Here is a 22,620-nt window from a genome sequence, read left to right as displayed (position 1 = left end):
ATAGTCTTATTGTACCAAAAACAAAAGGACTGGTAGTAGTACGAAAGTGATTTATGGTTAAAAACCAGTAAATCCTCCAAAAAGATCAGACAGCAAAATAATGATTAGGCTCATCCAATTAAAGAATAACAGCACACCAATCACAATCATCAAAACGCCGCCTGCTTTCATGATCAAAAGCTGATTCTTTCTTATCCACTTCAGCTTTGTGATAAAGAAAGACAATAAAAGAAACGGAACAGCAAAGCCGAGTACATATAACATCATGTACGGTACCGCTGAGCCTGGATTTGTGCTAGCAAGTGTGATAACAGCAGCTAATATCGGACCGGTACATGGCGTCCATCCCGCCGCAAATGCCATTCCAATTAAGATAGAACCTAAAAACCCGCTTGGTTTATGCTTAAAATGGATTCTCCGCTCTTTCATCATAGCCTCAGGCCGGAACACACCGAGCGTAATAAAGCCGAACAAAATAATAAGCAACGCGCCAATTTGCCGTATCGCATCGTGATAATCCCTAAACAGGCTGCCAACAAAAGATGTTCCATAGCCTAAAGCGATAAAAATGACTGAAAAGCCAAGCAAAAAACACAAAGTATGAAACAAGCTTCTTTTCTGTAGCAGCAGCTTTTCTGTTTTCACATCATCCATACTGACCCCTGTAATATATGACAAGAAAGCTGGGTAAAGCGGCAGGCAGCAAGGCGAAATAAAGGATAAAAACCCCGCTCCGAATGTCAAAAAATAATTCACGTCTCCCATGTCATCATCCCTTCATGATTTGACATTCCTTCAAGTTATGACAAAATCATTTCATTTTTTTAACACTTTCACTTGAAGGATTTCTATTTTCAGAAAAAACTTATATAATTTAATTTGACATTGAGATATTGTACTCCTTCTCATTTGAAAATTAGTATAAATATGGATATAATATAAACATTCACTTTGAAGATCTAATGTATGAAAGGATACATCCCTGTGATTAGAGAGCATCTATTAAATGAAATTGAAAAAAAAAGAGCAGAGCTGCTGCAAATTGTCATGGCGAACGGAATGACATCTCATATAACGATAGAGCTCAGTCAGGAGCTTGACCATCTTCTCATACAATATCAAAAGCAGCGCCTTAGAGCAGTAGCGGGTGATGAATGATTGCAAAATAAAAAACCCGTATAAGGGTTTTTTATTTTATAACCATGTTTCTCTATATCATAATCTTTACGTATTATTTCGTTTGATTATTCATGGCTTTCATCATTTGATTGATTTTCTTTTGAGAAGGTTTCATTCCCATTTGCATCATCATCATACGTAACATTTGTTCATTAATAGGCGGATTCTTTTTAAGGTAGCTCATCATATATTTACGAGCAATAAAAAACCCGAGTGCAACACCTATGAGCAATGCAACTACGCCCACTAGGATGCCAACCCATAAAGTCATTTTATTTCCTCCTTCATGTTGTCTAGTTTAAAGTGTACTAAACCAAAAGCTATTATACAACATTTACATCTCTTTTTCTTTGGTTTTAGACAAAATTTCTTTCTTTCACCGGATTTAGCCATCCATAACGCTTCGAATTAAAATCCATAGCCAGAAAGCAAGGGCTTACTTTTCTCAACACTTCAAAGAAAATCGTTTCTGCCTCGTAATCCCCCGAAGCCACTAATTCTATCATGTGCTCCTTCATCATAAACGTCGCGTGGCCTTTTGCATTCGGCAAAGCTAATCTATAAATATAATCCAGCTGTCTGTAATCCGTATTGTGTAAATTCATTTTTAACCGCTGATGCATATGTAAAATCGGAATAGGCTGTGTAATATATTGAATCTGTTTCTCTGTCATTTCATACTGCTGCTTTGTCAGGCTTGTCCAATGATAGTCTTGAAACAGCTCAAACATAACCGATTCCCGCCCGAAATAGTGATTAGCAAACTCCTCTTTAATCAGATACGTATAATAGTGACGTTCCATCTTTTCATCCCCTTTTCCAGCAGCATTTCATTTGCTCTCTATTATACAAAAGAAGAAAAGAAAGAATTGTCTATTACTGTTTAACAGCCAATACTATTTTTGTCGGATAAACAAGAAAAAGAGGATGATTTGACTCATCCTCTTTAAAAGACTTTTACTTATTGATTAATGCTTTAACTCGGCTCACTACGTTTGGAACTGAGAAGCCGTATTCATTGATGACGGTTTCGCCAGGAGCAGATGCACCGAATCGGTCTATGCTGAGCACGTCTCCTTCAAGCCCTGTGTATTTGCCCCATCCAAATGATGAGCCCATCTCAATCGCAAGACGTTTTTTCACACCTGCAGGAAGGACAGTGTTTTTGTATTCAACAGATTGTTTATCGAAACGGTCCATTGAAGGCATGCTGACAACAGAAACATCGATATTTTCTTTTGCCAATTCAGCTTGTGCTTCAATCGCAAGACCTACTTCAGATCCTGAAGCGATAAGAAGAGCGTCAGGTGTTTCGTTTTTAGATTGAGAAACGACATATGCACCTTTTTCCACTCCTGCCAATGCTTCTTCAGCTGTTTGGTCAATCGTTGGAAGGTTTTGGCGTGTCAACACTAGCGCTGTTGGCTGTTCAGTGCTTTGCACTGCAAGCTTCCATGCTGCGGCTGTCTCATTTCCGTCTGCAGGACGGATCAAGGAAAGATTAGGCATCGCACGGAGTGAAGCAAGCTGTTCAACAGGCTCGTGCGTCGGGCCATCTTCACCTACCGCAATACTGTCATGTGTGAAGACATAAGTGACAGGAAGACCCATTAACGCTGCAAGGCGAATCGCCGGACGCAGGTAATCTGAGAAGACAAAGAAAGTTCCGCCGAATACACGCAGTCCGCCATGGAGCGCCATACCATTTAAGGCCGCGCCCATCGCAAATTCACGAACACCGAACCAGAAATTTTTGCCTGAGTAATCAACCGCTGTAAAATCACCGGCATTTTTAATTGTCGTTTTGTTTGATCCCGCTAGGTCAGCAGATCCTCCGACAAAGAATGGAATTTTTTTCGCAAGTCCGTTGAGAACTTCACCGGAAGAGGCGCGGGATGCCAGGCTGCTTCCTTTTTCATAAACAGGAACCTCTTGATCCCAGTCCTTCGGAAGCTCTCCTTTAATTGCCAGCTCAAGCTGTTCAGCAAGTTCAGGATAAACTTCTTTATATTTAGCGAATTGAGCATTCCATTCCTGTTCTTTTTTCTCTCCTGATTCTTTAACCGCTGAAGCAAAATGCTCATATACTTCTGCCGGTACGTAGAAATCTTCTTCATATGTCCACGCATAAGCTTCTTTTGTTAACTTGCTTTCCTCTTTACCAAGCGGAGCTCCGTGAACACCGGATGTGCCGGCACGGTTAGGTGAACCGAAACCGATTGTCGTTTTCACTTCAATTAATGTAGGTTTCTTTTCATTTTGGCGTGCTTTTTCGATAGCTGCTGTTAATTCTTCGATGTTGTTTCCATCCTCAACATAAAGAACTTCCCAATTCATTGCTTCAAAACGCTGTTTCACGTTTTCAGAGAATGAACGGTCAAGGTCCCCATCCAGAGAGATGTCATTAGAATCGTATAATACGATCAGACGGCCAAGCTGAAGATGGCCTGCGAGTGAAGCGGCTTCAGAAGAAATGCCTTCCATTAAATCACCATCACCGCAAATACTGTATGTATAATGATCGACTACGTTAAATGAATCGCGGTTGTAAGTTTCCGCTAAATGGCGTTCAGCGATAGCCATTCCGACCGCCATGGCAATTCCTTGTCCGAGCGGACCTGTTGTGGCATCCACACCGGCAGTATGCCCGAATTCTGGATGTCCAGGTGTTTTGCTGCCCCACTGGCGGAATCCCTTAAGATCTTCGATGCTAAGATCAAACCCGCTTAAATGAAGCATGCTGTATAAAAGTGCTGATCCGTGTCCAGCAGATAAAACAAAACGGTCACGGTTAAACCAGCCAGGGTTTGCCGGACTTACGTTCATAAATTTTGTCCACAGCGTGTATGCCATTGGAGCAGCCCCCATTGGCATTCCTGGGTGACCAGAATTTGCTTTTTCAATAGCGTCTATTGAGAGTGTGCGAATGGTAGCAACTGATTTCTTTTCAATTGTATCCATAAAAATCCCCTTCCTATGTGTTGTACCCTTACATCATAAATGTCTGACGACTTTTTCTCAACTGTTTCAGCTTAAATTCGAGAGAAACTTGTTGAATTTTGTCACATAAGAGTTTTGCTCATAGTATATGCAAAAGAGGAATACGATATTTCCGTATTCCTCTCATATTAGTGAAGTTTGTTATTTCTTTGTTCTTTTTTTAGCTTTTCTGGTGTCACATCATTGCCTTCTGGATCAATAATTTTCACACTTTTCAACGTGTTTTTCATAGATGAGCGAAAACCTTTTAAGTACTCTTGACGGAGCTTTTGCTGTTCGGCTTTTTCTTCTTCTGTTATAACGCCAGCTTTGGCTTTAGCAGCAAGTTCATTAATTCTGGCAATTTTAGCGTTTGAAATCATGTTAAACTCCTTTATTGCATTTTGTCTATATAGTACTAGATCAAAAAGAGTTTTACAACCTATTCACTCGGCTGTCTCATCATTCTCTATGTACTCTTGATACCGCCGGTGGACGGTAGCTTTAGACACATCATAGCCAAACCCTCTTAGCGTTGCCGCAATTTCTGCAAACGTCAGTTTATTCGCTCTTAGGCGGACAATCTCTGAGATTGGGACCTCTATTCTATCTTTTCCGCTGTTTTCATGTTGGTTTTTCAAGTTTTTTTGCGGTTTAAAGCCATTTTTTACTGCACGCTTCATTCCCCGCTTGATTTTCATGTTGTGAATTTTGCGCTGATACTCTTCCACTATGCTGACGATCTCCAGCACCATAGAATCAGCCTCCGATAACTCCAATTCACCTCTGTGAGCCGTTGTATAGACTTTCACACCTTCTCTGTAGATACAATGGAGCAGGGCAATTTTTGCATTTCCCCGACCGAGCCTAGTCTCATCCTGAACCAAAATAACATCAATACCCGAATTCTTGATCTCATCCAGCAGTTCAAATACACCGTCCCGATCCATTTCGTATCCACTGGCTTTTTCAGAAATCACTTTGACGGCTTCCATGCCGTTCTCTGCTGCAATGGCTGTTAGCTCCTCCACCTGCCGCTTTAATGAGGTTTCCTGCTGTTCTTTATTTGTGCTTACGCGGGCATATATGAGTGCTTTCATTTTTTTTCTATCTTTCCTCTCTATCTTACAGTTGCTAATTCATATGCATCCTGATGTTTTTTTTTCAATGGGATCACCAGCTCGTCTCCCGGCTGGATATCAGACGTCTGCAGATGATTTTTATCAGCTACCCATTCAATAAAATCGTTTTTGTTTATCTTTTTTGTATCTGCAACCTGATCAGCAATTGACCAAAGTGTGTCGCCTTGCTGGACTTCTATTTTAGCATACTGATTAAGGTCCTGACCGCTGCTTGTATATGACAGCAAAAGGATAACTGCGCTCAAAATCACTGAGAATAGACCAACAAAAATAATAGATTCTTTACTCATGCTCATAACCTCCAACAGGAATGTTTGTTCGCCTTTTTATAATTTCAGTATATACGAACAAACGTTTCTGTCAATTGTTTTTTCGAACCTATGTTTGTACTGTAAGGAAAATCATGCTATAATCTTCTTAAAATCGACGTTTTGAGGTGCAAAAAATGACGAAGCTATCAAAAAGGCAACTAGATATCCTCCGTTTTATTAAAGCAGAGGTAAAATCAAAAGGATATCCGCCTTCCGTGAGAGAAATCGGAGAGGCTGTTGGGCTTGCGTCCAGCTCAACTGTCCACGGCCATTTGGCCCGTTTGGAAACAAAAGGGCTGATTAGACGGGATCCGACAAAACCTAGAGCAATAGAAATCCTTGATGAAGAAGTAGACATTCCGCAAAGTCAGATCGTTAATGTACCCGTCATCGGGAAAGTCACGGCGGGATCTCCTATTACAGCAGTAGAAAATATTGAAGAATATTTTCCGCTTCCTGATCGTATGGTTCCTCCGGACGAGCATGTATTTATGTTGGAGATCATGGGAGACAGCATGATTGATGCTGGTATTCTCGATAAGGATTATGTCATCGTTAAACAGCAAAATACAGCGAACAACGGGGAAATTGTAGTTGCGATGACAGAAGATGATGAAGCTACGGTTAAACGTTTCTATAAAGAGGATACTCACATTCGCTTACAGCCTGAAAACCCAACGATGGAACCTATCATCTTGCAGAATGTCAGTATTCTAGGGAAAGTGATTGGCGTGTTCAGAACCGTCCATTAACCTATTAATCTATCAAATGCATGAAATAACCCCCTCTTCCTTTACGGAGAGGGGGTTTATTGTACAAAAAGCAGGCTCGCCCTGGCTTTTGGGTGCGAGCCTGAATAGGAGGGGAAAAGAACATCATGTTTACACCATAATTATCCACCGGATAATTGTTGAAGTCAAGAAATTTTCTTTCCTTCAGGAAACTTTTATCAGGTTATTGTTGTTTAAAATATTAGACGTTATTTTCTTGAAAAATGTTTCATTCTCATAGGGCGTGGAATAGCGCGGCTTCATGTATATTTATGGAGCGCGACATTGAAATTTAATGAAAATTTAGTATACAGTAAACTTAGTTCAACATAATCTAAAAAAAACAGCTCACCTCTCCTGATCAACGTGAGCTTCAATCAAATTGTAAATACTGTACACCATAACTGCCCTTTACCCGAACACTTGTGCAGTTTTCTGAGTGTTCTTCTGCAAATATACGGTATCGGTGAAATGGATCGATAGAAACCTTATCCTGAGCGCTAAAATCAAACCAGCTTCCGCTGAATTGCTTCGTGCTCAGCGTGGTATATTCTCCCGTAAGCCTCATTCGCTGAAGTTTAATCTCAACTGAGCAAGTATTGGCTCCCAAGATCGTCAACTGATAGCCTAAAATATAGTCGATCGCCGGAACATCATTAATATTGTCCAGAACAAACGATTTTGTGCTGTCATTTAAAATAAAGTTTGTTTTGTGATCAAAATCTAAAGCTGACACGTGGGTACTGCCAATGCCGAAAAAACACATCAAAACTGCTGTTAAGCCCAAGATTTTTATTTTCAATCACATCCTTTCTTTTCCATATTTTAACCTTTCATAAGATTTATGTACATGTTCTGTGTAATACCAAGAGGTTGTTTCAATCATAAAAATCCATATGCTTTTTCTCCTGTTTATAATAACGAAGCCTGTCCTGAAGGGTTCCTGTATGAAATTCAAATTTGTGACCGTCTGGATCGGTAAAATAAATTGATTTTCGATCTCGTTCATCTCGTTCTCTGCCCGGCAGAATATTGACATGAAGCCTTTTTAATTTCGCTGACATTTTCTCAAACTCATGATCTTCGATAGTAAATGCAATATGGGTATAAGACGCCTTAATGTCATTTCTCGGAATGTCAGGTTCTTCATTAAGCGCAAGCCATATGCCATTTAAATCAAAATATGCTGTTGTTTTTCCCTTTACCAGAAGCTTGGCATCAAATACTTTTTGATAAAAATCAATCGATGTATACAGATGAGAAACTGAAAATAATAAATGGTTGATTCCTTTTACCTTCACAAATCATTCCCCCTTGAAAGCTGATCATCCATATGTACGACTTTTTCCCAAAAAAGTTTCAGTCAGCAAAAAATACCAGTGTAAACAACATCGGATTGTTTACACTAATGACTGTGAATGTTCTTTGTCATTCATTTACAGCCAAGGGTTTTCTTCAAAAATAACAATTTAGGTGGTTAAATGAAACATATCATTGCTCTTGCTTCAAAGGTTGCTTTCACTTTTGCCCTTTTATATGTGATATTGGACAGAGTCTATCACGCGCCCTTTTTAAGTGTGATGTTTATAGCACTTTTCCTAGGTTTTGTTTCCTATCTATCCGGTGACATGCTCGTCCTTCCGCGAACAAACAATATTACAGCTTCATTGGCTGACTTTGGACTTTCATTCGTTATTCTTTGGGTCTTTGTTTTAACCCAAACAAGAAATGATTTCCCACCGTTTGCAGCTGCTCTACTTTCCGCTGCCTGTCTTACTGTTTTTGAATACTTTTTTCATCGGTATTTGCTAAAAAATGTGCTGGATGAAACCTTTCGAAATGAACTGTCAGCCAGGGATAACACTCTGCAGTATCAAATAGAAGCCGCAGACGAGCTGTTTCCTGACGTTACGAAGGAGAATCACGAGGAATAGGAGGCTAAACGCCTCCTATTTTTCAGTAGCTATTATTGATAAAACGGGACAGCACTTCTGTAAAATCGTAAAACCTCTCATTTTGAGTGACAGATCTGCTCTTTAAAGAAAAAATGCCGAACAAAGATTTTCTAAAACCAGTGCTCATTTCTAACTGGATACTCAAACCTGTTTTTGATTTATTTGCGATGTTATTCGGACTTACACCTGCGTGCGGATGATCCATACCGAGCAGTACCGCAGGAAAACCGGCATTTTGCAGTCTTTTAACTAAATCTGCCGCTCTTACGCGATCTGTACCGCCGACTTCGATCTGCTGATCTTCTTCTGCATATCCGTGCAATGATATGACATATTCATGACTTCCCGTCATTTTCAGGGCCCGAGGCTCATCAAAACGCGTGCTCGTAATATGCAGCACCGAGTTTCCTGACGATTTTAAGCCTTCAAATAAATACAACGAGTACTCTTTGCTGAGTTCTCTCGCTATTTCACTTGTCCCGCCCTCTATACCTCCTCCGTGAATGGCTAAAACAAGAACAGGGCTGCACGTTTGTTTCGTAACAATGCCGTAATCAGAAGGATCTTCATTGTTTTTTAATTCCTCAAAATTCTGATATACATCTTCAGCATATATTGAAGAAATCGGAGCAAACACCATAAAAATAAACAACAATCTTACAATTTTAGGAGTTGATGGAAAACGTTTGGTTATGTTACAATCAACATGCTTCAAGGAATGGAGCAAACGGCGGAGCAGGGATACTTTGGCCGGTTTCATCTACTCCGCCTCTAAGTCCAAATTTACAGGATGTCGGTTTCTTTGAGGCTTTAGCACGAAATTCTCGTCCTCCTTGTTAAATTTTTGTTAAATTCACAATATTATATACCATTAGCCCGGGCGCTGTTCTTCCTATTTCTGAATTTATGAAAAGTAAGTTGGCACCAACAGCCTTTTACCCAATTCCCATATCAAACAGAAAAAAATGCACCTGCCCTTCGGCCTGTGCATTTTTATTTTCGTTTCATTCTTTGTTTCATTTCTTTATTCAATTCCATAAGGTTTTTTTCAATCTTTCTTATTTTTCGCCTTTGCGGGATAGTTTTCACTTCATCATAAACAGCGATAAACCCGCTTAATGTCACTGTTGCAATGTAAAGGACACGCTGTTTGATCCTCCGGTCAGCGTGCGCATGATCACCCGCTTCTTTTTCCAATCTTTCGGTTACGCCTTTATCAAACAGCTGATCGACATACACTTGTTTCATTCCCACTATAAATCCCGCAGCCAGCCAAAGGATCAGAAAACAACCGATATAAAACATCATTAATCCTTCCTTTCCCGTCTAGATGCGGCGCAGAATTAAAATGTCGCTGATCTACTCACTAAGCAGCTGGCTGACGAATCCTCTTCTTTGTGTTAGGTTCTTCATTTGGGCGGACAATATGTAATGATGTAATGTACAGTTAGAAATTTTATTCCAAACAGCCACATGTGATGAACAGCGGTTAATTTGTTGTCCTGCATAGCTTCTATCAGAAAGGTTTCAGATAAAGGAAGCGGACAAGTCCCTGCACTTGTTTGCAGATAAATCCCCTCATCTCCGGCCCTGCTTTTTCTCCGCCTGCTTGTCAAAACCAGCTTCTCATGATGATGATAAGGTTTTAAAATGCCTGTCATACTGCTGAATGGAAGCGGTAGAGAAATGTTCATATACCCTTCTCCATTTGAACGATACACTGAATATAGAGCGGTAAAAATGGTTTCGTTTTTTTCATTTGTTCTGATCCAGGCACGCACTTTTTCTCTTCCGTCTTTTTTCGAATGAACACCCTTTATCGTACTGTACATCCTATACCAGTCAGGGTTCGTCGACAGATGTATTTGGCCGGTTCTTCTGCTGAACCATTCGTAAACCATTGCAAGCGGCCGAAACCACGTGCTCCACGCCACTTTTGCTTTTACATCATAATTTATGGTTTGTTCATAAAACGATAGAATGAACGGTGCCAGTTTTTCGGGCGAAAAATTTTTTGCTCGAAGGCTTCCCATATCATCCACAAGCCCTCTGTACTGAACGTTATTTTCAGCTTGAATGTTAGCTAAAAAGTTTGTTCCAATCCTTCTTCTTCCGTATATACGGCTGAATGTCTTTACGCTGTCTGCATCAAAAGGCTTCGGAGCTACTATTCTCCATCCTATGAGAGCAGGCACTATAACAAAAAATGCGTTAACAAAACCGTGTATCCAAATCATCTGATTAATGGTCAATGTGACGTTTTGCCGAAATACACCAAATGAATAAATCATCGAGAAAGAGATCGTTATCAGTAGAACGGCAGAAGAAAGCCGAATAAGAAATGTTCCCGTCTTGCGGTGAAAAGCTGTAGTGAACACCAAAAATGCGTGCAGATAAAGTGCCGCCATGTAGATGGCAACCGCAAAGACATCAAGTGTTTTTGAATATGTGATACCAAGCGCAATCAGAAGGGGTGATAACAAAATCACCCATGTTATCCAACTGTACAACATCCGATTTTTCCTGGTAATTCTCCCGAGCAAGCCGTTAAAGATTGGGATCAGAAAGGCTGAATAATGAAAGTGGACAGCAGTCAGCAAAATGATAAGAGGGGCAAATTGCATGATCTGCAAATGTGCAGCATAAGCAAAAAACCAAAAACCTCCTCCCGCCAAATAGATAAGCCCGAACAAAACTGATGTCTCTTCGATTCTATGTATCTTTGTTTCCCAGAGGCGAAGGATCGCAAACAGAGCCACAAAAGCTGTGTATATCCACCAGATTAGCGCGAACCCTCCGATGTCTGTCACAAGAGCCAGTACCGCAAAAAAAGCGGCAGCCGGATAGCACTTTATCAACCCAGATTCTAGAGATTGAGCAGACCGAAGCTGCGATTGATGAAAGACAAAAGGAAAAATTCCCGGCACGAAAAAAAGAATGGATACCAAAACAAGTGCCTCTGCCACTGATATATGGGGTGCTTCCGCTGCAAGATATCCTATAAAGCAAAGCCCACTGATCATTCCATTTCGTTTTAGCATGATTCTCTCTCTTCTTCCTGAAACATTCCATGATAAAAGAAAAGGGTGCCGAGTATTGTATTTTGGACATGCACTTGTATGGTGAAGCAATTCTTGCTTTCGTCAAACGTTTCGCAAACAACGGATGTACCGGTCAGCCATTTTGGGAGCGCTATTCTTTTTCCTCCTATCAACAGCCATTGCTTTCCCGATGTAATCGTAAGAGAGCCTTCAGCAGATGCCTCGAACGCTAAAACAGACAGCAAAACATGAGGTTTGCCGAAGAAATCAAGTACCCTATCTTCTTTTTCGTCGTATACCATAATCGCATCAAAGTAACGTTTTTTGCCTTTAAAGAAAAATGTACGATTCCATTCTATCCCGGTATGTTCCCGATTCATTAGACAAGCTCTATTTTGTATCGTAAAAGGGATGTCTTTGCCTCTTTCTGAAAAAAAACACCTGAAAAAAACCCCCAGCTTTAGAAGCATTCTAACCAGAAAAGTGCCTCCGCTTATTTCTGACATCGTTCCTGTCCCGCTGAATGTATGAGACTCGTCTAATTGATATCGTTTTTGCAGCTTGGGGTGCAGCAAATGATAGTTCTTGATTGTTTTTTCATAAATCGAACTCACAATGTCACTTCTTTCTCTTTCGTTTTGTGTTCCTGGCACTAGGGAGTTGCAGACTAACAATGCCGCTTGCCGCAGAAAACACACTCAACAGTATCCACAATACTATTTCGGAGCCTAAAATAGCGAATCCGGCAAAGAGACAAGCCTGGACAGCATGAATGATCCATTTTCTCTTTAATGGAATCAGCCACAATATACCCAATCCTATATCCGCTGTTCCTGCCAAAATGCTTGTTTCAAAACCTGTAAAACCTTGATAACTCCAAAATAGACTGAAAAACAGACACATGAACACATAGACAATAGCAGATCGAATGAAGTATTTCGGATGTTTATTTTGCTCAATCCAAAGTCTTAAAACATCGAAGCTCCATGCAGTCGCCCAGCCGAGAAGCGGCCGAAATAATAAACGATCGATCCATCTTCCCGGCAGCCCGTAGGCTGTTTTGTATTGGTACTGCGTTAAAAACGTCAAATTCCCGTTGTCTTGCTGTATATACTTCCAGTACCCGCTGCCATGCTGAATTAGAGATAACGGATGATCAGAGCCAAAAGCCAGTGAGGAAACTCTTGCAGATGACGATTTGTCGAAAACACCGACTGTTTCTCCTGTACCCGATACCTTTAATCCAAAGCCTATCCTTGTTTCGTAAAGAAACTTCTGCTTTTCGTATGGCGGCCTATATAAATACGTGATATTTGAAAACCGGAGGTCCCATTCCCTATGCAGTGATGGGTTTTGTGTATATTCCCAAAGCTTATCCAGATCGGATCTCATTTCAATTTCTACATAAATCGGTTTCTGTTTCACAGCTCCTCCTCCCTTCAATTAGAAGCAATTCCTATATTAGCATATTGACCATTCAGAAAATCCATTTCCTCCAAAAAAAGTATATGAATTCTAATACGCAAAGAAAAAGAAGAGATAGTTGCCTTCTTATTGTATCTATTTGATTCATCACTGTGTTTTAACCGTTCTATAATGAGTAAGTTTGGCGTTTACGCTGTACGTGATGTTAATTTTACTGAAGGTATCACCCCAATTATTTTCCATAAGTCCGGATGCTCAAGCCTTAAAGATTCATCAAAACCCGCAACATCTGCTTTATATTCATGTTGAATTTTTAATACATTACTGACTAATTTCTTTCCTTCGTTTTCAGTATTTGTTTCCATACGTTTTAAAAACTGAGTGTCCACCGCCTCATTTGTATTCCAGTTTCATAGGATTATTTTTCCCGTGTTCGTTTTTTTTTCCCAATAAAAAAAGCCTGATGAATGTCTTCATCATGCTTTAAAGAAGTCAAATGTAAAGATGGTTCAGAAGAAAGCCGCCAATTACACCGGTGACGACAATCACCCAAGGAGGCAGCTTCCAATAAGCAAGCATACTAAACAATAAAGCCGCCAACGCAAAATCAATCGGATTCAAAATCGCACTTGTCCAAATCGGAAAATAAAAAGCTGAAATTAAAATTCCGACTACCGCTGCATTCACTCCTGCAAGAGCTCCCTTTAGGTTGGAATTCCTCCGCAAAACATCCCAGTAGGGCAACGCACCTAAAATCAGCAAAAACGCAGGCAAGAATATGGCAATGGCAGCTAACATTCCGCCCTGCCAGCCGCCCATGACTGCACCTAGATAGGCAGCAAAAGTAAATAAAGGCCCCGGCACAGCTTGTACTGCACCATATCCTGCTAAAAATGCTTCTTTGCTGATCATTCCAGCTGGTACAAATTCCTGTTCCAGTAACGGCAATACAACATGTCCCCCGCCAAAAACCAAGGAACCTGCCCTGTAAAAACTGTCAAACATAGAAAGCCAGCGCAAATCTGAAGTTTCTCGCAGAACAGGCAAAAGAAAAAGCAATCCGAAGAATAATGAAAGACACACAGTCCCAAATGTCTTAGAAATAGGAAAATGGAATGCTGATTCCTTTTTGTCGATAGACTCTTTAAACAACAGAAAACCAATCGCTGCTGATATGATGATAATACCTGCCTGGGTAAACGTAGTTTGCCATAAAAGCGAAACAGCCAATGCAAACAAAGCAATCGTTTTTCGCTTAACATCAGGTGCCAGTTTTTGAGCCATTCCTGTTATAGCATGTGCAACAACTGCAACCGCCACGATTTTCAAACCATGAATCCAGCCGGCTTGCTCTATATCGGTACTTTTTAATAAAAGTGCAAATATGATTAGTGCCAATACAGAGGGCAGTGTAAAGCCGAGAAATGAAACGATACCGCCAAGTAACCCGCCACGCATAACTCCAATCCCAATCCCAACTTGACTGCTCGCCGGTCCAGGCAAAAATTGGCACAAAGCAACCAAATCAGCATAGCTTTTTTCATCCAGCCATTTTCTTTTGCGAATATATTCTTCATAAAAGTAGCCCAGATGAGCAATGGGACCTCCGAATGATGTAACCCCAAGTCTTGTTGAAACCATTAATATTTCTATCAGAGTTTTAAAGCTGTAACGCTTATGTTTGTGCATTGCTCCCTCCCATGTTCTCAGCATTTAAAAAAGCTGAAATACTCCACTTAAGTATAAAAAAATGAAACATGTTTGCAAGCGCTTATTTAAAATGATAACAAAACTTAACTTTATTATATTAAAAAGGCTCAACATGAGCGGTTAAGAATAGATTAAAATTCAAGCTTGAAGCTTTCTTCCTGATCTGACACTTCCACAGGTATTCCCATTATCGTTTTCGGTTTGGGAACGTAAACAAAACGCATCTCTTTCTCTAGTTGCTGAAACGTTTTTTCACTGACTATAATTCTAGCCGGCTTTCCCGGACTGTTATCAATGGCTGCTTTAATGTTTCCAAGCATAAAAAAACCTCCTGTTTTAAATTAAACCTGAGATATGACCATAAACAAATTGATGATAGCTAAAACTCCCGAAACATAGGCTATACGTTTGTTCCTCCTCCAGAAAAACAGCACATTGGCTAATAAAACAAAACTGATGAAGGCATCAAATCCCACAAAACAATTTGGCTGGACAGAATTTTCGGTTCAAAAATAACAATTGCAACTGCACAAACAACCATGAATGAAAAGACGAAAAGATACACTTTCCACTCTCTCACTGTATTTTCTTTCTCGTACATGAAAAGCACTCTCCTTAAACAGACCCAACTGGATGGGACTGATACAGTGTTCATCAACAAACCCATGGCATGATCTTATTAGTTATTATATGATGTAATCAAAAAAACATCATATGTAAGAGGAATATGAAATTGATCAAAATCGCGATAATAACGAAAAACATTATCCTAGAGGCATCTATTCAGAAAGTCTGGGAAACAGTACCATTTTAGAAGGCATCGCTAAGTGGTTTATGTCCAATGACTTTCAGCTGAAAGAAAGACAAGAATTACAATCAACGGTTGTCTCCTTGTAAAGTTTTGACTGTTCAAGTTCCCACTGAACTTTCATTTAAGTGGAATATAGATTGATGGGTCGTTACTTTTTAATTACACGACTTGGGAGAAAAAACGAGGTTTACCCTTATTCACAGCAGCTGGAAGGAGCCAAATAAAGTGATTGGCAAAGCAAACGAAAAAAGCTCCATCATCCGCGATAAGATGGATGGAGGCCGGATCGGCATTTAAATGAACAGCTTAGTAAGACTGTCGAAGATACAAAAGAGATAGGTTTCTCTCTCTTTGTTTTCAAAGATCATACTTCCCAGTTTGAGTTCGTCAATCATAGAACGTAACTGTTTTAGATTTACCAGAGTAATCGGTAACAAAGAACTCTGCCCTGTTATTGCTCCCATCAACAAATATAAAAGTGTGGCATTCTCCGGGTGAAAAATAGTTTGCTCCTACATAATCATCAGGATTGTCACCGGCATCATCCTCATATAAGGGCTTCAACATTTGACCCAGACCACCTCTCCGCTTTTTTTGCAAATGGCATTGGACATTATACTCGGCCCAGCCATTTTATGAATCAACTCTTGGGATATCATTGCACCAGCTGCTGGCTTTTAAAATGTTCAAAGTAAAAAATACGCGTTATTTTATTTGTAAACTTTTTCGTATTTGGTCCTGATAAATGCCGCTTGACCGTTATGCAGGAAGAGCCTATCAGAATGTAAAAAGCGACCATCGGACAGGACTAAAGATGTATGAAAAAGTGATTCAGAAAATAAGGAAGAACAACAATATAAGATAAATAATTTAGGCCGATGAATAATCGGCTTTTTATGTTGATTTTGTTTTTGTGTTATCTGCCTCTTTTTCTATGATTTGGATAGCCCTTTTTTTCTTCTATGATTCTAACTGTCCAAGCCGCACAATCAATTCGCCATATAATAAAGCGTATCAACAATAAAGGAGGAGTAAATATGGGTTATTACAAAAAATATAAAGAAGAGTATTATACGGTCAAAAAAACGTATTATAAGAAGTATTACGGATATGATAAAAAATACGATGATCATGATGATAAAAAATATTATGACTGTGATAAAAAATATTGTGACTGTGATAAAAAACATTATGATCACGACAAAAAAGACTATGATTATGTAGTAGAGTATAAAAAGCATAAGAAACATTACTAAAAACTCCCTTAACATCTCCTCGATTCTCTTTTTACCCGGCTAATGCCGGGTTTTTTTTGTTGTTTGGTCTACTATATAATCTGAAGTTCCTTAATGACTGAATCTATAATTATATTGAATATTTAGTACATAGTTTAATTAGTTTATATAAGTTCCACTGGTTCTCCTTCCAAGTATTGCAGTTTTAAAGAAACTTTTGTAAACTCTTTGAGGGCCATACTTAAAAGGAGAGATTCTTTGTCTAAAAATATAGTATTTTATCTCATAGTACTTTGTTTAATTATATCAATTACCATGAAAAATTTTGATGTTATACAAATAATTTCCAATGTTAGCTTTTTTGTTTTCTTGTTGCTTTATGCTAAAGAGGAATTGAAAACATATACACGCAAATCGTTGGTGATCCTCAGTAATTGTTTTCTTTTCTTAGTCAGTATCTGTACTTTTATGATTTTACAGGGGCAAGCATTTATTAAAGATCATCCCCTCATTACCGGCTGGGAAACAATAGCCAACATTCTTTTGATTATCGTTTCTTTAAGCATTTGTGTTTTTATTTTGAGAAAGATCTCAAATCGGTTACCCTAGTGAGCTCATCCTGTCATCTATTGAGTGTATATAGTTTTTCATATTTGACCCATAAACCATCTAACATGAAACTTATTGGTAAAATGAAGTATTTTGCGTTGGGAGAAATTTTAATAAAAAAAATATTGATTGCAGGTGCAGTAGAAATAGCAGTTCTTTTCAGAACATTTTCAGCGGGTATTCCAGGCTTGCCCGCGGCAGACACTCAGGTCGCTAAAGCAGCGACCCAGCTGCCTAAAGGCATTGGCGGCCGTGCCTATCTGAACAGTATTGGCACTGTTTTTACAGCTAAAATCAAGCTTCCCGACACCGTAAAACTGAGGACTCGTTCTCTACACCTTATATTTATTCAGGCTTTAGGGCAACAAGCGGAACTGAGGCAGACATCGGGCAGTACAGCAAACAAAAACGTCTGGAAGCCTGCCATGAAGGCTGGAGCCAAAAATGAAGAAACGTACATCGAAGTAAAAGACAAATTTATTATTAGGATTACTTACTTTCAATCCAATGAACAATAAAGAGGCAGCATTAAACTGCTACCTCAAATAAAAGCTTGTCCCCATGCTTATAGTTGAATAACTTGAAATCATCAATGGTAAAGTCATAAAAATCTTTGACTTCAGGATTGATCCATAATTCAGGTGCTTCAAACTGCTCCCTTCCCATTTGGATTTTCAAATTGTCTATATGCCGTGTGTACACATGGCAATCCCCAATGTTAAAGATATATTCACCAAGCTCATAACAAGTGACTTGAGCAATCATACGCTGCAAAACATTGTATTGGAATACATTGAATGGATTCCCCAACGCCATGTCATTGCTCCGTGCTCTTACCTCGAGGTGGAGCTTGCCTTGCTTAACATACCATTGAGTTTCGTATACACATGGCGTTAAGGCCATTGAATCTAATTCATCTGGATTCCATAGCATTGTGATGTGTCTGCGTGAAGATGGGTTGTTCTTCAATTGATGAAGAAGATAATCAACCTGATCCACCTTTTCTCCATTTAGATTTCTGTTTTTCTTACCCAACTGAAATCCATAAGCATTGCCGATAGTGCCGTCTTCTTGTTTCCACTGATCCCATATTTGTACACCCATCTTGTTTAATTCAGTAACATCGTTAGATTTTAGCTGCCAAATCCAAAGCAACTCTTTAATGGCTGTTTTCCAGGCAACCTTTTTTGTCGTTAAAATAGGAACTTCTGAGTTGTCGAACCTCATTTGTTTACTAATCACGCTTAGTGTATGAGCCGGTGTTCCATCAGAGTCCCACTTGGTTCTTACATGAAATTCTTCATCTGAGATCCCATTATTCATAATATCCTTTATGATGGAATTGTATTGTTTATCGAATTGTGTCATGACTATTCATATCCTTCTTTCATTTTCAGTTACTTGGCATAATTTATTACGAAAACAATATTAACGCAAATACGAAGCACGTGCAGATAAAATGAGATTCTTATTCCAATCACGTGTGTAGAGGGAAGAGTCAGCCTCCTCTTTTACACCTGTATTTCTTCATAACATAGTCTCATAGTTACCCGCTAGTTTGATGCATACTACGTTTATAATAAAGAAATCACTAGATATTGAGGCACATGAACATTAAATAGTGAGGTGTTGGTGTATACCAAATTGGATATGTCTAAACACATTACATCCACTCGCTCCCTCTGGTTTAATGCATTTTATTTTACCTAATATCAAATGTCACTTGTCTATGTGCAATTGGGCTTACTTTCAAACAAATCCCCTCTCATTTCACTCATTTGATCATCGACATTTTTTTCGATATTGGGCAGAAAGTCATTCCTTCATTCATCTATTTCTGACCGTTGTTGACGCCTTACTTTAAGTCTTTCAAAGCAGCGTCAGAAATAACATCATAGAGTGCTTGAATCTTAACCAAGACGTTCAAATATTATTTCTATTAGAGAAGGTCTCTCTTTACGTATATTAATCTTCTCCATACACTTTATTATTTTACAGGAATTACGGCCTTTCTCCCTCTCTTATTTTGATAAGCAGTTATCCGTGTTGTTTTCATAAGTTTTTTAAAGCCTCTTTTTACTATTTTTTGTCCATTTGACCATACCATATCATTTAAACTTCATAAATTAATATTGAATAACATAAAAGGAGGAATTTAATTGGGTTATTATAAAAAATATAAAGAAGAGTATTACACTTTGAAAAAAACGTATTACAAAAAGTATAACGACCATGATAAAAAGCATTGTGATTGCGACAAAAAGTTTCATGATGATGATAAAAAACATCGTGATTGCGACAAAAAGTTTCATGATGATGATAAAAGACATCGTGATTGCGACAAAAAGTTTCATGATGATGATAAAAAATATTATGATTGCGACAAAAAGTATTACCATGACGATGATCATTACTATGATTTTGTCAAATCGTATAGAAAACATTACTAAATATCTTAAATCTCTATTTATTGCCCCGGTGACATACCGGGGGTTTTTTTATAAAATCAGTCGACGATACTCAGATTTTTTTGTGAAGTCTTGTGTCTCATTTTGTCAATATTTGAAATTGTGTTATGGCTGCTGCAAATTCAATTATTAATGAACATGTCTTCCATTACTTACAAAAATGTAGATAAAAGTATTCTTTTATGAAATGCTTATTTTATCGACTCCTCAATCCTAAATGTGGTAAAATCGATAAAAATACGAAAATCGTAAATATAAGAAAAAGGAGCATTGATATGTATATTAGTATTATAATTTTAGCATCCATGCTTTTATGGGGTGAAGTTATTCATGAACTAAATAAACCTTCAAAAAAGCAAAGCACCCGAAAAATTGTTTCTTTGACATCTTTAGGATCTTTATCTACTTTAGTCATTACTATTTCACTTTTTCAAAGCTTTCCTTTTTAAAGTTTGTTTAAAATGAAATGCTTCGTATTAAATATTCATTTTATACATATCATTATATGTACCTTGGCTGAAACCTCCATTGTCAGATTACAGCATGAAAACAGCCAAGGTTTTTAAATTTGCTTACATTGTTCCCGTTGAACCGTGTCCGCCTCTATCTTCATTCCCTAAACACTCAACTTCAATTAATTCAACTGCCGGCATCTTTTTCATGATTCTGAACTGGCAGATCCGCTCCCCTTTATTAATCTCTGTGTCACGTAACGCATAAGCAGGAAAGAACCAAAAATCGTTGTCTCCCTTGTACGACTCATCGATAACACCCATTGAGTTTGTTTGAATAACGCCAAAGTTCTTATAAGTACTTGAACGAGGAACAACATGTGCTTCGTAACCTTCAGGCAATTCCATAGCTACACCTAATGGAACAAGCTTAAATTCACCTTTTTTAATTGCTATATCTTCAGCTGCCCGAAGATCAATCCAGTCTCCTTGCTCAATTTTGCTGATTCTTTTTTGTGTTTCATCTAGATATTTGATTTTAATTTGTATTGTCATATGTATTACTCCTTATCATTTTTTTCATGATCATACGGTAAGACCTATTCCTGTATCGTTTTCATCAGTTATAAATTGAACTTCTTCAAAATCATTCTTTAAAGCATTGAAGTAAAGTTTTTCAATGGCATTTTTGCTTTTACAGTATATCGAAACATAGCTATTATCTGCAATCAAAAGGACAAGTTCGCAATCACTGCTAATAAACTCTTCATATGTCTGGACTTTGATTAACCGTCTTTCCAGTTCAACGAAAATGGTATAGTACTGATTTGTTTTATATAATTAGCTATATCTAACGTCTGCAGTATTCTCCATAGATAATTTCCATATTATCTGAAAACTAACTCCCCTTTTCATATTTACTCCTCACTTAAACGATTTTCTGAACCGATTGATTCCAATCTTCTTTCACACATTTTCTCAGCCCTGCCCATTTAGAAATTTCTTCTAACGTTCAGTTAGGCGTTTCTCAATTCTTTATCAAGAAGAGTTAGCCCGGCCAGTACCTCAGTTTCACGTTTGGAAGCAGTTATTTCGGCATTGATGAAGCCTTCTCGTAAATCATAGATTTGCTGTTGAATGATTTCAAATGAAGTTGAATAAAATAAGATCGAAACTATCCAATAATTTTGCGGTTAAATGCTTTTTTACTATTCCATAAGAAGGAAGGAAGCGTTAATGACAAAGCTTTGCCGAGAAGTTTGGATTGAAGTCAATCTTGATGCCGTAAAAAAAAATTTACGAGCGCTTCGCCGTCATATTCCAGATAAGAGCAAAATTATGGCTGTCGTAAAAGCAAACGGTTATGGTCATGGGTCTGTAGAAGTGGCGCGCCATGCACTGGAACATGGGGCGAGTGAGCTCGCTGTTGCCAGCGTGGAGGAAGGAATCGTTTTACGAAAAGCGGGGATTACAGCACCTATCCTTGTGCTTGGATTTACCTCCATTAGTTGTGTGGAAAAGTCAGCAGCTTGGAATATAACATTATCAGCATTCCAGGTTGATTGGATTAAAGAAGCTAACGAGATATTGGAAAAAGAAGCTAGTACTGACCGGCTGGCTATTCATATTAACGTGGATACTGGGATGGGACGATTAGGTGTACGCACAAAGGGAGAACTTTTAGCAGTAGTGAAGGCACTAAAGGCAAGCAAATCTCTCAGATGGACAGGGATATTTACACATTTTTCTACAGCTGATGAAGCTGACACCACACTAACCGAGCTGCAACACGATAAATTCATTAGTTTTCTCAGCTTTTTAAAAGACCAGGGCATTGAACTGCCCACCGTGCACATGAGCAACACGGCTGCAGCTATTGCTTTTCCTGAATTTAGTGCTGATATGATTCGTTTAGGTATCGGCTTATATGGGTTATATCCTTCAACCTATATCAAACAACTAAACGTCGTGAAGCTTGCTCCTGCATTAAGTTTAAAAGCGCGTATCGCTTATGTGAAAACCATGCGGACAGAACCCCGAACCATCAGCTATGGCGCGACATACATCGCAGAACCCGACGAAGTCATTGCTACCCTTCCGATCGGATATGCTGACGGTTATTCCCGTGCACTTTCAAATCGCGGGTTTATTCTTCATCGCGGAAAACGAGTCCCGGTGGCGGGAAGAGTGACGATGGATATGATCATGGTGAGTTTAGGCGAGAGCGGTGAAGGTAAACAAGGAGAGGAAGTCGTGATTTACGGCCAGCAAAAGGGAGCCGAGATTTCCGTCGATGAAGTTGCTGAAATGCTTAATACGATTAACTATGAAGTGGTGTCTACATTAAGCCGCCGCATCCCTCGTTTTTATATAAGAGATGGTGAGATTTTCAAGGTATCAACTCCAGTATTATACGTGTAGGTTTGCACTTGCGTTTATGCCTTTTATGCTGAATCAAGCTTCCTCTACCGGAGGGATTTTACTTTTCTGAAACCAAACAAAAATCCCTCCTATAGGCAGAGAGATTTCATGC

The 22,620-nt window shown here is 38.9% G+C and carries 26 protein-coding genes and 5 pseudogenes; 9 read left to right on the top strand and 22 right to left on the bottom strand.

Annotated elements, in window-relative coordinates:
• Positions 1-57: 57 nt before the first annotated feature.
• The gene (gene ccdA, locus Q3W56_RS01535) at positions 58-765 is read right to left on the bottom strand and encodes a cytochrome c-type biogenesis protein CcdA (protein WP_087987047.1); all 708 of its coding nucleotides are present in this window, start codon (positions 763-765) and stop codon (positions 58-60) included.
• 219 nt (positions 766-984) lie between these two features.
• On the opposite strand from ccdA, the gene ynzD reads away from it, so the two are divergent.
• Positions 985-1,158 carry an aspartyl-phosphate phosphatase YnzD gene (gene ynzD, locus Q3W56_RS01530; protein WP_024121579.1) on the top strand — a complete coding sequence of 58 codons (174 nt, stop codon included), beginning with the start codon at positions 985-987 and terminating at the stop codon, positions 1,156-1,158.
• A gap of 73 nt (positions 1,159-1,231) precedes the next feature.
• Here the strand turns inward: ynzD and Q3W56_RS01525 are convergent, their stop codons facing one another.
• The 6 genes from Q3W56_RS01525 to yneA all read right to left on the bottom strand — a co-directional run bounded on the left by Q3W56_RS01525 (position 1,232) and on the right by yneA (position 5,596).
• The gene (locus Q3W56_RS01525) at positions 1,232-1,450 is read right to left on the bottom strand and encodes a YneF family protein (protein WP_003221221.1); all 219 of its coding nucleotides are present in this window, start codon (positions 1,448-1,450) and stop codon (positions 1,232-1,234) included.
• Positions 1,451-1,535: 85 nt separating this feature from the next.
• Positions 1,536-1,982 carry a sporulation inhibitor of replication protein SirA gene (gene sirA / locus Q3W56_RS01520; protein WP_019714525.1) on the bottom strand — a complete coding sequence of 149 codons (447 nt, stop codon included), beginning with the start codon at positions 1,980-1,982 and terminating at the stop codon, positions 1,536-1,538.
• A gap of 154 nt (positions 1,983-2,136) precedes the next feature.
• Positions 2,137-4,140 carry a transketolase gene (tkt, locus tag Q3W56_RS01515; protein ID WP_302894256.1) on the bottom strand — a complete coding sequence of 668 codons (2,004 nt, stop codon included), beginning with the start codon at positions 4,138-4,140 and terminating at the stop codon, positions 2,137-2,139.
• Between the two features lie 167 nt (positions 4,141-4,307).
• On the bottom strand, positions 4,308-4,541 hold the full coding sequence (locus Q3W56_RS01510; RefSeq protein ID WP_019714523.1) for a DUF896 domain-containing protein: 234 nt from the start codon (positions 4,539-4,541) through the stop codon (positions 4,308-4,310).
• A gap of 63 nt (positions 4,542-4,604) precedes the next feature.
• Positions 4,605-5,258 (bottom strand): YneB family resolvase-like protein, encoded by a 654-nt coding sequence (locus Q3W56_RS01505; protein WP_019714522.1) that lies wholly within the window; start codon positions 5,256-5,258, stop codon positions 4,605-4,607.
• 20 nt (positions 5,259-5,278) lie between these two features.
• Entirely contained in the window at positions 5,279-5,596 is a 318-nt protein-coding gene (gene yneA / locus Q3W56_RS01500) for a cell division suppressor protein YneA (protein ID WP_302894255.1), read from the bottom strand.
• A gap of 149 nt (positions 5,597-5,745) precedes the next feature.
• Here yneA and lexA point away from each other — a divergent pair, with 149 nt between their 5' ends.
• Positions 5,746-6,363 (top strand): transcriptional repressor LexA, encoded by a 618-nt coding sequence (lexA, locus tag Q3W56_RS01495; RefSeq protein WP_019714520.1) that lies wholly within the window; start codon positions 5,746-5,748, stop codon positions 6,361-6,363.
• Positions 6,364-6,754: 391 nt separating this feature from the next.
• Here the strand turns inward: lexA and Q3W56_RS01490 are convergent, their stop codons facing one another.
• Both Q3W56_RS01490 and fosM read right to left on the bottom strand, forming a co-directional pair.
• The gene (locus Q3W56_RS01490) at positions 6,755-7,183 is read right to left on the bottom strand and encodes a hypothetical protein (protein ID WP_302894254.1); all 429 of its coding nucleotides are present in this window, start codon (positions 7,181-7,183) and stop codon (positions 6,755-6,757) included.
• A 76-nt stretch (positions 7,184-7,259) separates the two neighbouring features.
• Positions 7,260-7,682 carry a FosM family fosfomycin resistance protein gene (fosM, locus tag Q3W56_RS01485; RefSeq protein WP_302894253.1) on the bottom strand — a complete coding sequence of 141 codons (423 nt, stop codon included), beginning with the start codon at positions 7,680-7,682 and terminating at the stop codon, positions 7,260-7,262.
• 180 nt (positions 7,683-7,862) lie between these two features.
• On the opposite strand from fosM, the gene Q3W56_RS01480 reads away from it, so the two are divergent.
• Positions 7,863-8,315 carry a YndM family protein gene (locus Q3W56_RS01480; RefSeq protein WP_302894252.1) on the top strand — a complete coding sequence of 151 codons (453 nt, stop codon included), beginning with the start codon at positions 7,863-7,865 and terminating at the stop codon, positions 8,313-8,315.
• Positions 8,316-8,337: 22 nt separating this feature from the next.
• Here Q3W56_RS01480 and Q3W56_RS01475 read toward each other — a convergent pair whose 3' ends face one another.
• The 9 genes and pseudogenes from Q3W56_RS01475 to Q3W56_RS20960 all read right to left on the bottom strand — a co-directional run bounded on the left by Q3W56_RS01475 (position 8,338) and on the right by Q3W56_RS20960 (position 15,113).
• Entirely contained in the window at positions 8,338-9,096 is a 759-nt protein-coding gene (locus tag Q3W56_RS01475; protein ID WP_302894251.1) for a poly-gamma-glutamate hydrolase family protein, read from the bottom strand.
• A 233-nt stretch (positions 9,097-9,329) separates the two neighbouring features.
• Positions 9,330-9,644 carry a hypothetical protein gene (locus Q3W56_RS01470; RefSeq protein WP_302894250.1) on the bottom strand — a complete coding sequence of 105 codons (315 nt, stop codon included), beginning with the start codon at positions 9,642-9,644 and terminating at the stop codon, positions 9,330-9,332.
• A gap of 101 nt (positions 9,645-9,745) precedes the next feature.
• Positions 9,746-11,377, bottom strand: coding sequence for a YndJ family protein (locus Q3W56_RS01465; protein ID WP_302894249.1), 1,632 nt, complete (start codon positions 11,375-11,377; stop codon positions 9,746-9,748).
• Complete coding sequence (locus tag Q3W56_RS01460) at positions 11,371-11,991, bottom strand: DUF4166 domain-containing protein (RefSeq protein ID WP_302894248.1); 621 nt, start codon at positions 11,989-11,991, stop codon at positions 11,371-11,373. Before Q3W56_RS01460 ends, Q3W56_RS01465 begins: the two co-directional genes overlap by 7 nt.
• A gap of 4 nt (positions 11,992-11,995) precedes the next feature.
• Entirely contained in the window at positions 11,996-12,802 is an 807-nt protein-coding gene (locus tag Q3W56_RS01455; protein WP_302894247.1) for a hypothetical protein, read from the bottom strand.
• A gap of 147 nt (positions 12,803-12,949) precedes the next feature.
• A pseudogene (locus tag Q3W56_RS01450) lies at positions 12,950-13,212 on the bottom strand (Ger(x)C family spore germination C-terminal domain-containing protein); the annotation flags it as partial.
• An 82-nt stretch (positions 13,213-13,294) separates the two neighbouring features.
• Positions 13,295-14,491, bottom strand: a complete 1,197-nt coding sequence (chrA, locus tag Q3W56_RS01445; RefSeq protein ID WP_302894246.1) for a chromate efflux transporter — start codon at positions 14,489-14,491, stop codon at positions 13,295-13,297.
• A 152-nt stretch (positions 14,492-14,643) separates the two neighbouring features.
• The gene (locus Q3W56_RS01440) at positions 14,644-14,832 is read right to left on the bottom strand and encodes a hypothetical protein (RefSeq protein WP_268401455.1); all 189 of its coding nucleotides are present in this window, start codon (positions 14,830-14,832) and stop codon (positions 14,644-14,646) included.
• 21 nt (positions 14,833-14,853) lie between these two features.
• A pseudogene (locus Q3W56_RS20960) lies at positions 14,854-15,113 on the bottom strand (hypothetical protein).
• A gap of 126 nt (positions 15,114-15,239) precedes the next feature.
• Between Q3W56_RS20960 and Q3W56_RS01430 the strand changes: the two are divergent.
• Positions 15,240-15,649, top strand: a pseudogene (locus Q3W56_RS01430) (SRPBCC family protein); the annotation flags it as partial.
• A 61-nt stretch (positions 15,650-15,710) separates the two neighbouring features.
• On the opposite strand, the pseudogene Q3W56_RS01425 reads toward Q3W56_RS01430, so the two are convergent.
• A pseudogene (locus Q3W56_RS01425) lies at positions 15,711-15,878 on the bottom strand (hypothetical protein); the annotation flags it as partial.
• Positions 15,879-16,360: 482 nt separating this feature from the next.
• On the opposite strand from Q3W56_RS01425, the gene cotC reads away from it, so the two are divergent.
• The 3 genes from cotC to Q3W56_RS01410 all read left to right on the top strand — a co-directional run bounded on the left by cotC (position 16,361) and on the right by Q3W56_RS01410 (position 17,685).
• Positions 16,361-16,579, top strand: a complete 219-nt coding sequence (gene cotC / locus Q3W56_RS01420) for a spore coat protein CotC (protein WP_019714508.1) — start codon at positions 16,361-16,363, stop codon at positions 16,577-16,579.
• A 237-nt stretch (positions 16,580-16,816) separates the two neighbouring features.
• Positions 16,817-17,167 (top strand): YoqO family protein, encoded by a 351-nt coding sequence (locus Q3W56_RS01415; protein ID WP_302894244.1) that lies wholly within the window; start codon positions 16,817-16,819, stop codon positions 17,165-17,167.
• 98 nt (positions 17,168-17,265) lie between these two features.
• Entirely contained in the window at positions 17,266-17,685 is a 420-nt protein-coding gene (locus Q3W56_RS01410) for a YrpD family protein (protein WP_302894243.1), read from the top strand.
• 10 nt (positions 17,686-17,695) lie between these two features.
• Here Q3W56_RS01410 and Q3W56_RS01405 read toward each other — a convergent pair whose 3' ends face one another.
• A complete protein-coding gene (locus Q3W56_RS01405; protein WP_302894242.1) occupies positions 17,696-18,535 on the bottom strand; it encodes a thymidylate synthase in 840 nt (279 codons plus the stop codon).
• Between the two features lie 791 nt (positions 18,536-19,326).
• On the opposite strand from Q3W56_RS01405, the gene Q3W56_RS01400 reads away from it, so the two are divergent.
• Positions 19,327-19,617, top strand: coding sequence for a hypothetical protein (locus Q3W56_RS01400; protein WP_302894241.1), 291 nt, complete (start codon positions 19,327-19,329; stop codon positions 19,615-19,617).
• A gap of 590 nt (positions 19,618-20,207) precedes the next feature.
• Here Q3W56_RS01400 and Q3W56_RS01395 read toward each other — a convergent pair.
• On the bottom strand, positions 20,208-20,642 hold the full coding sequence (locus Q3W56_RS01395) for a dUTP diphosphatase (protein WP_302894240.1): 435 nt from the start codon (positions 20,640-20,642) through the stop codon (positions 20,208-20,210).
• A gap of 30 nt (positions 20,643-20,672) precedes the next feature.
• Positions 20,673-21,002, bottom strand: a pseudogene (locus tag Q3W56_RS01390) (DUF2691 family protein).
• A 321-nt stretch (positions 21,003-21,323) separates the two neighbouring features.
• Here Q3W56_RS01390 and alr point away from each other — a divergent pair.
• Positions 21,324-22,508 (top strand): alanine racemase, encoded by a 1,185-nt coding sequence (gene alr, locus Q3W56_RS01385; RefSeq protein ID WP_302894239.1) that lies wholly within the window; start codon positions 21,324-21,326, stop codon positions 22,506-22,508.
• Positions 22,509-22,620: the final 112 nt, after the last annotated feature.

The sequence above is a fragment of the Bacillus sp. C28GYM-DRY-1 genome (assembly GCF_030519405.1).
GTDB lineage: Bacteria > Bacillota > Bacilli > Bacillales > Bacillaceae > Bacillus > Bacillus spizizenii_A.
This window is presented reverse-complemented; position numbering and strand designations above follow the sequence as displayed.

What these genes read in the sequence shown, in the direction of transcription:
- Q3W56_RS01475 (WP_302894251.1), bottom strand. Translation starts at nt 9,096, where the DNA reads ATGAAACCGGCCAAAGTATCCCTGCTCCGCCGTTTGCTCCATTCCTTG.
- Q3W56_RS01440 (WP_268401455.1), bottom strand. Translation starts at nt 14,832, where the DNA reads ATGCTTGGAAACATTAAAGCAGCCATTGATAACAGTCCGGGAAAGCCG.
- Q3W56_RS01510 (WP_019714523.1), bottom strand. Translation starts at nt 4,541, where the DNA reads ATGATTTCAAACGCTAAAATTGCCAGAATTAATGAACTTGCTGCTAAA.
- Q3W56_RS01525 (WP_003221221.1), bottom strand. Translation starts at nt 1,450, where the DNA reads ATGACTTTATGGGTTGGCATCCTAGTGGGCGTAGTTGCATTGCTCATA.
- cotC (WP_019714508.1), top strand. Translation starts at nt 16,361, where the DNA reads ATGGGTTATTACAAAAAATATAAAGAAGAGTATTATACGGTCAAAAAA.
- Q3W56_RS01395 (WP_302894240.1), bottom strand. Translation starts at nt 20,642, where the DNA reads ATGACAATACAAATTAAAATCAAATATCTAGATGAAACACAAAAAAGA.
- ccdA (WP_087987047.1), bottom strand. Translation starts at nt 765, where the DNA reads ATGGGAGACGTGAATTATTTTTTGACATTCGGAGCGGGGTTTTTATCC.
- Q3W56_RS01470 (WP_302894250.1), bottom strand. Translation starts at nt 9,644, where the DNA reads ATGATGTTTTATATCGGTTGTTTTCTGATCCTTTGGCTGGCTGCGGGA.
- lexA (WP_019714520.1), top strand. Translation starts at nt 5,746, where the DNA reads ATGACGAAGCTATCAAAAAGGCAACTAGATATCCTCCGTTTTATTAAA.
- Q3W56_RS01405 (WP_302894242.1), bottom strand. Translation starts at nt 18,535, where the DNA reads ATGACACAATTCGATAAACAATACAATTCCATCATAAAGGATATTATG.
- Q3W56_RS01480 (WP_302894252.1), top strand. Translation starts at nt 7,863, where the DNA reads ATGAAACATATCATTGCTCTTGCTTCAAAGGTTGCTTTCACTTTTGCC.
- Q3W56_RS01505 (WP_019714522.1), bottom strand. Translation starts at nt 5,258, where the DNA reads ATGAAAGCACTCATATATGCCCGCGTAAGCACAAATAAAGAACAGCAG.
- yneA (WP_302894255.1), bottom strand. Translation starts at nt 5,596, where the DNA reads ATGAGCATGAGTAAAGAATCTATTATTTTTGTTGGTCTATTCTCAGTG.
- Q3W56_RS01465 (WP_302894249.1), bottom strand. Translation starts at nt 11,377, where the DNA reads ATGCTAAAACGAAATGGAATGATCAGTGGGCTTTGCTTTATAGGATAT.
- chrA (WP_302894246.1), bottom strand. Translation starts at nt 14,491, where the DNA reads ATGCACAAACATAAGCGTTACAGCTTTAAAACTCTGATAGAAATATTA.
- tkt (WP_302894256.1), bottom strand. Translation starts at nt 4,140, where the DNA reads ATGGATACAATTGAAAAGAAATCAGTTGCTACCATTCGCACACTCTCA.
- alr (WP_302894239.1), top strand. Translation starts at nt 21,324, where the DNA reads ATGACAAAGCTTTGCCGAGAAGTTTGGATTGAAGTCAATCTTGATGCC.
- sirA (WP_019714525.1), bottom strand. Translation starts at nt 1,982, where the DNA reads ATGGAACGTCACTATTATACGTATCTGATTAAAGAGGAGTTTGCTAAT.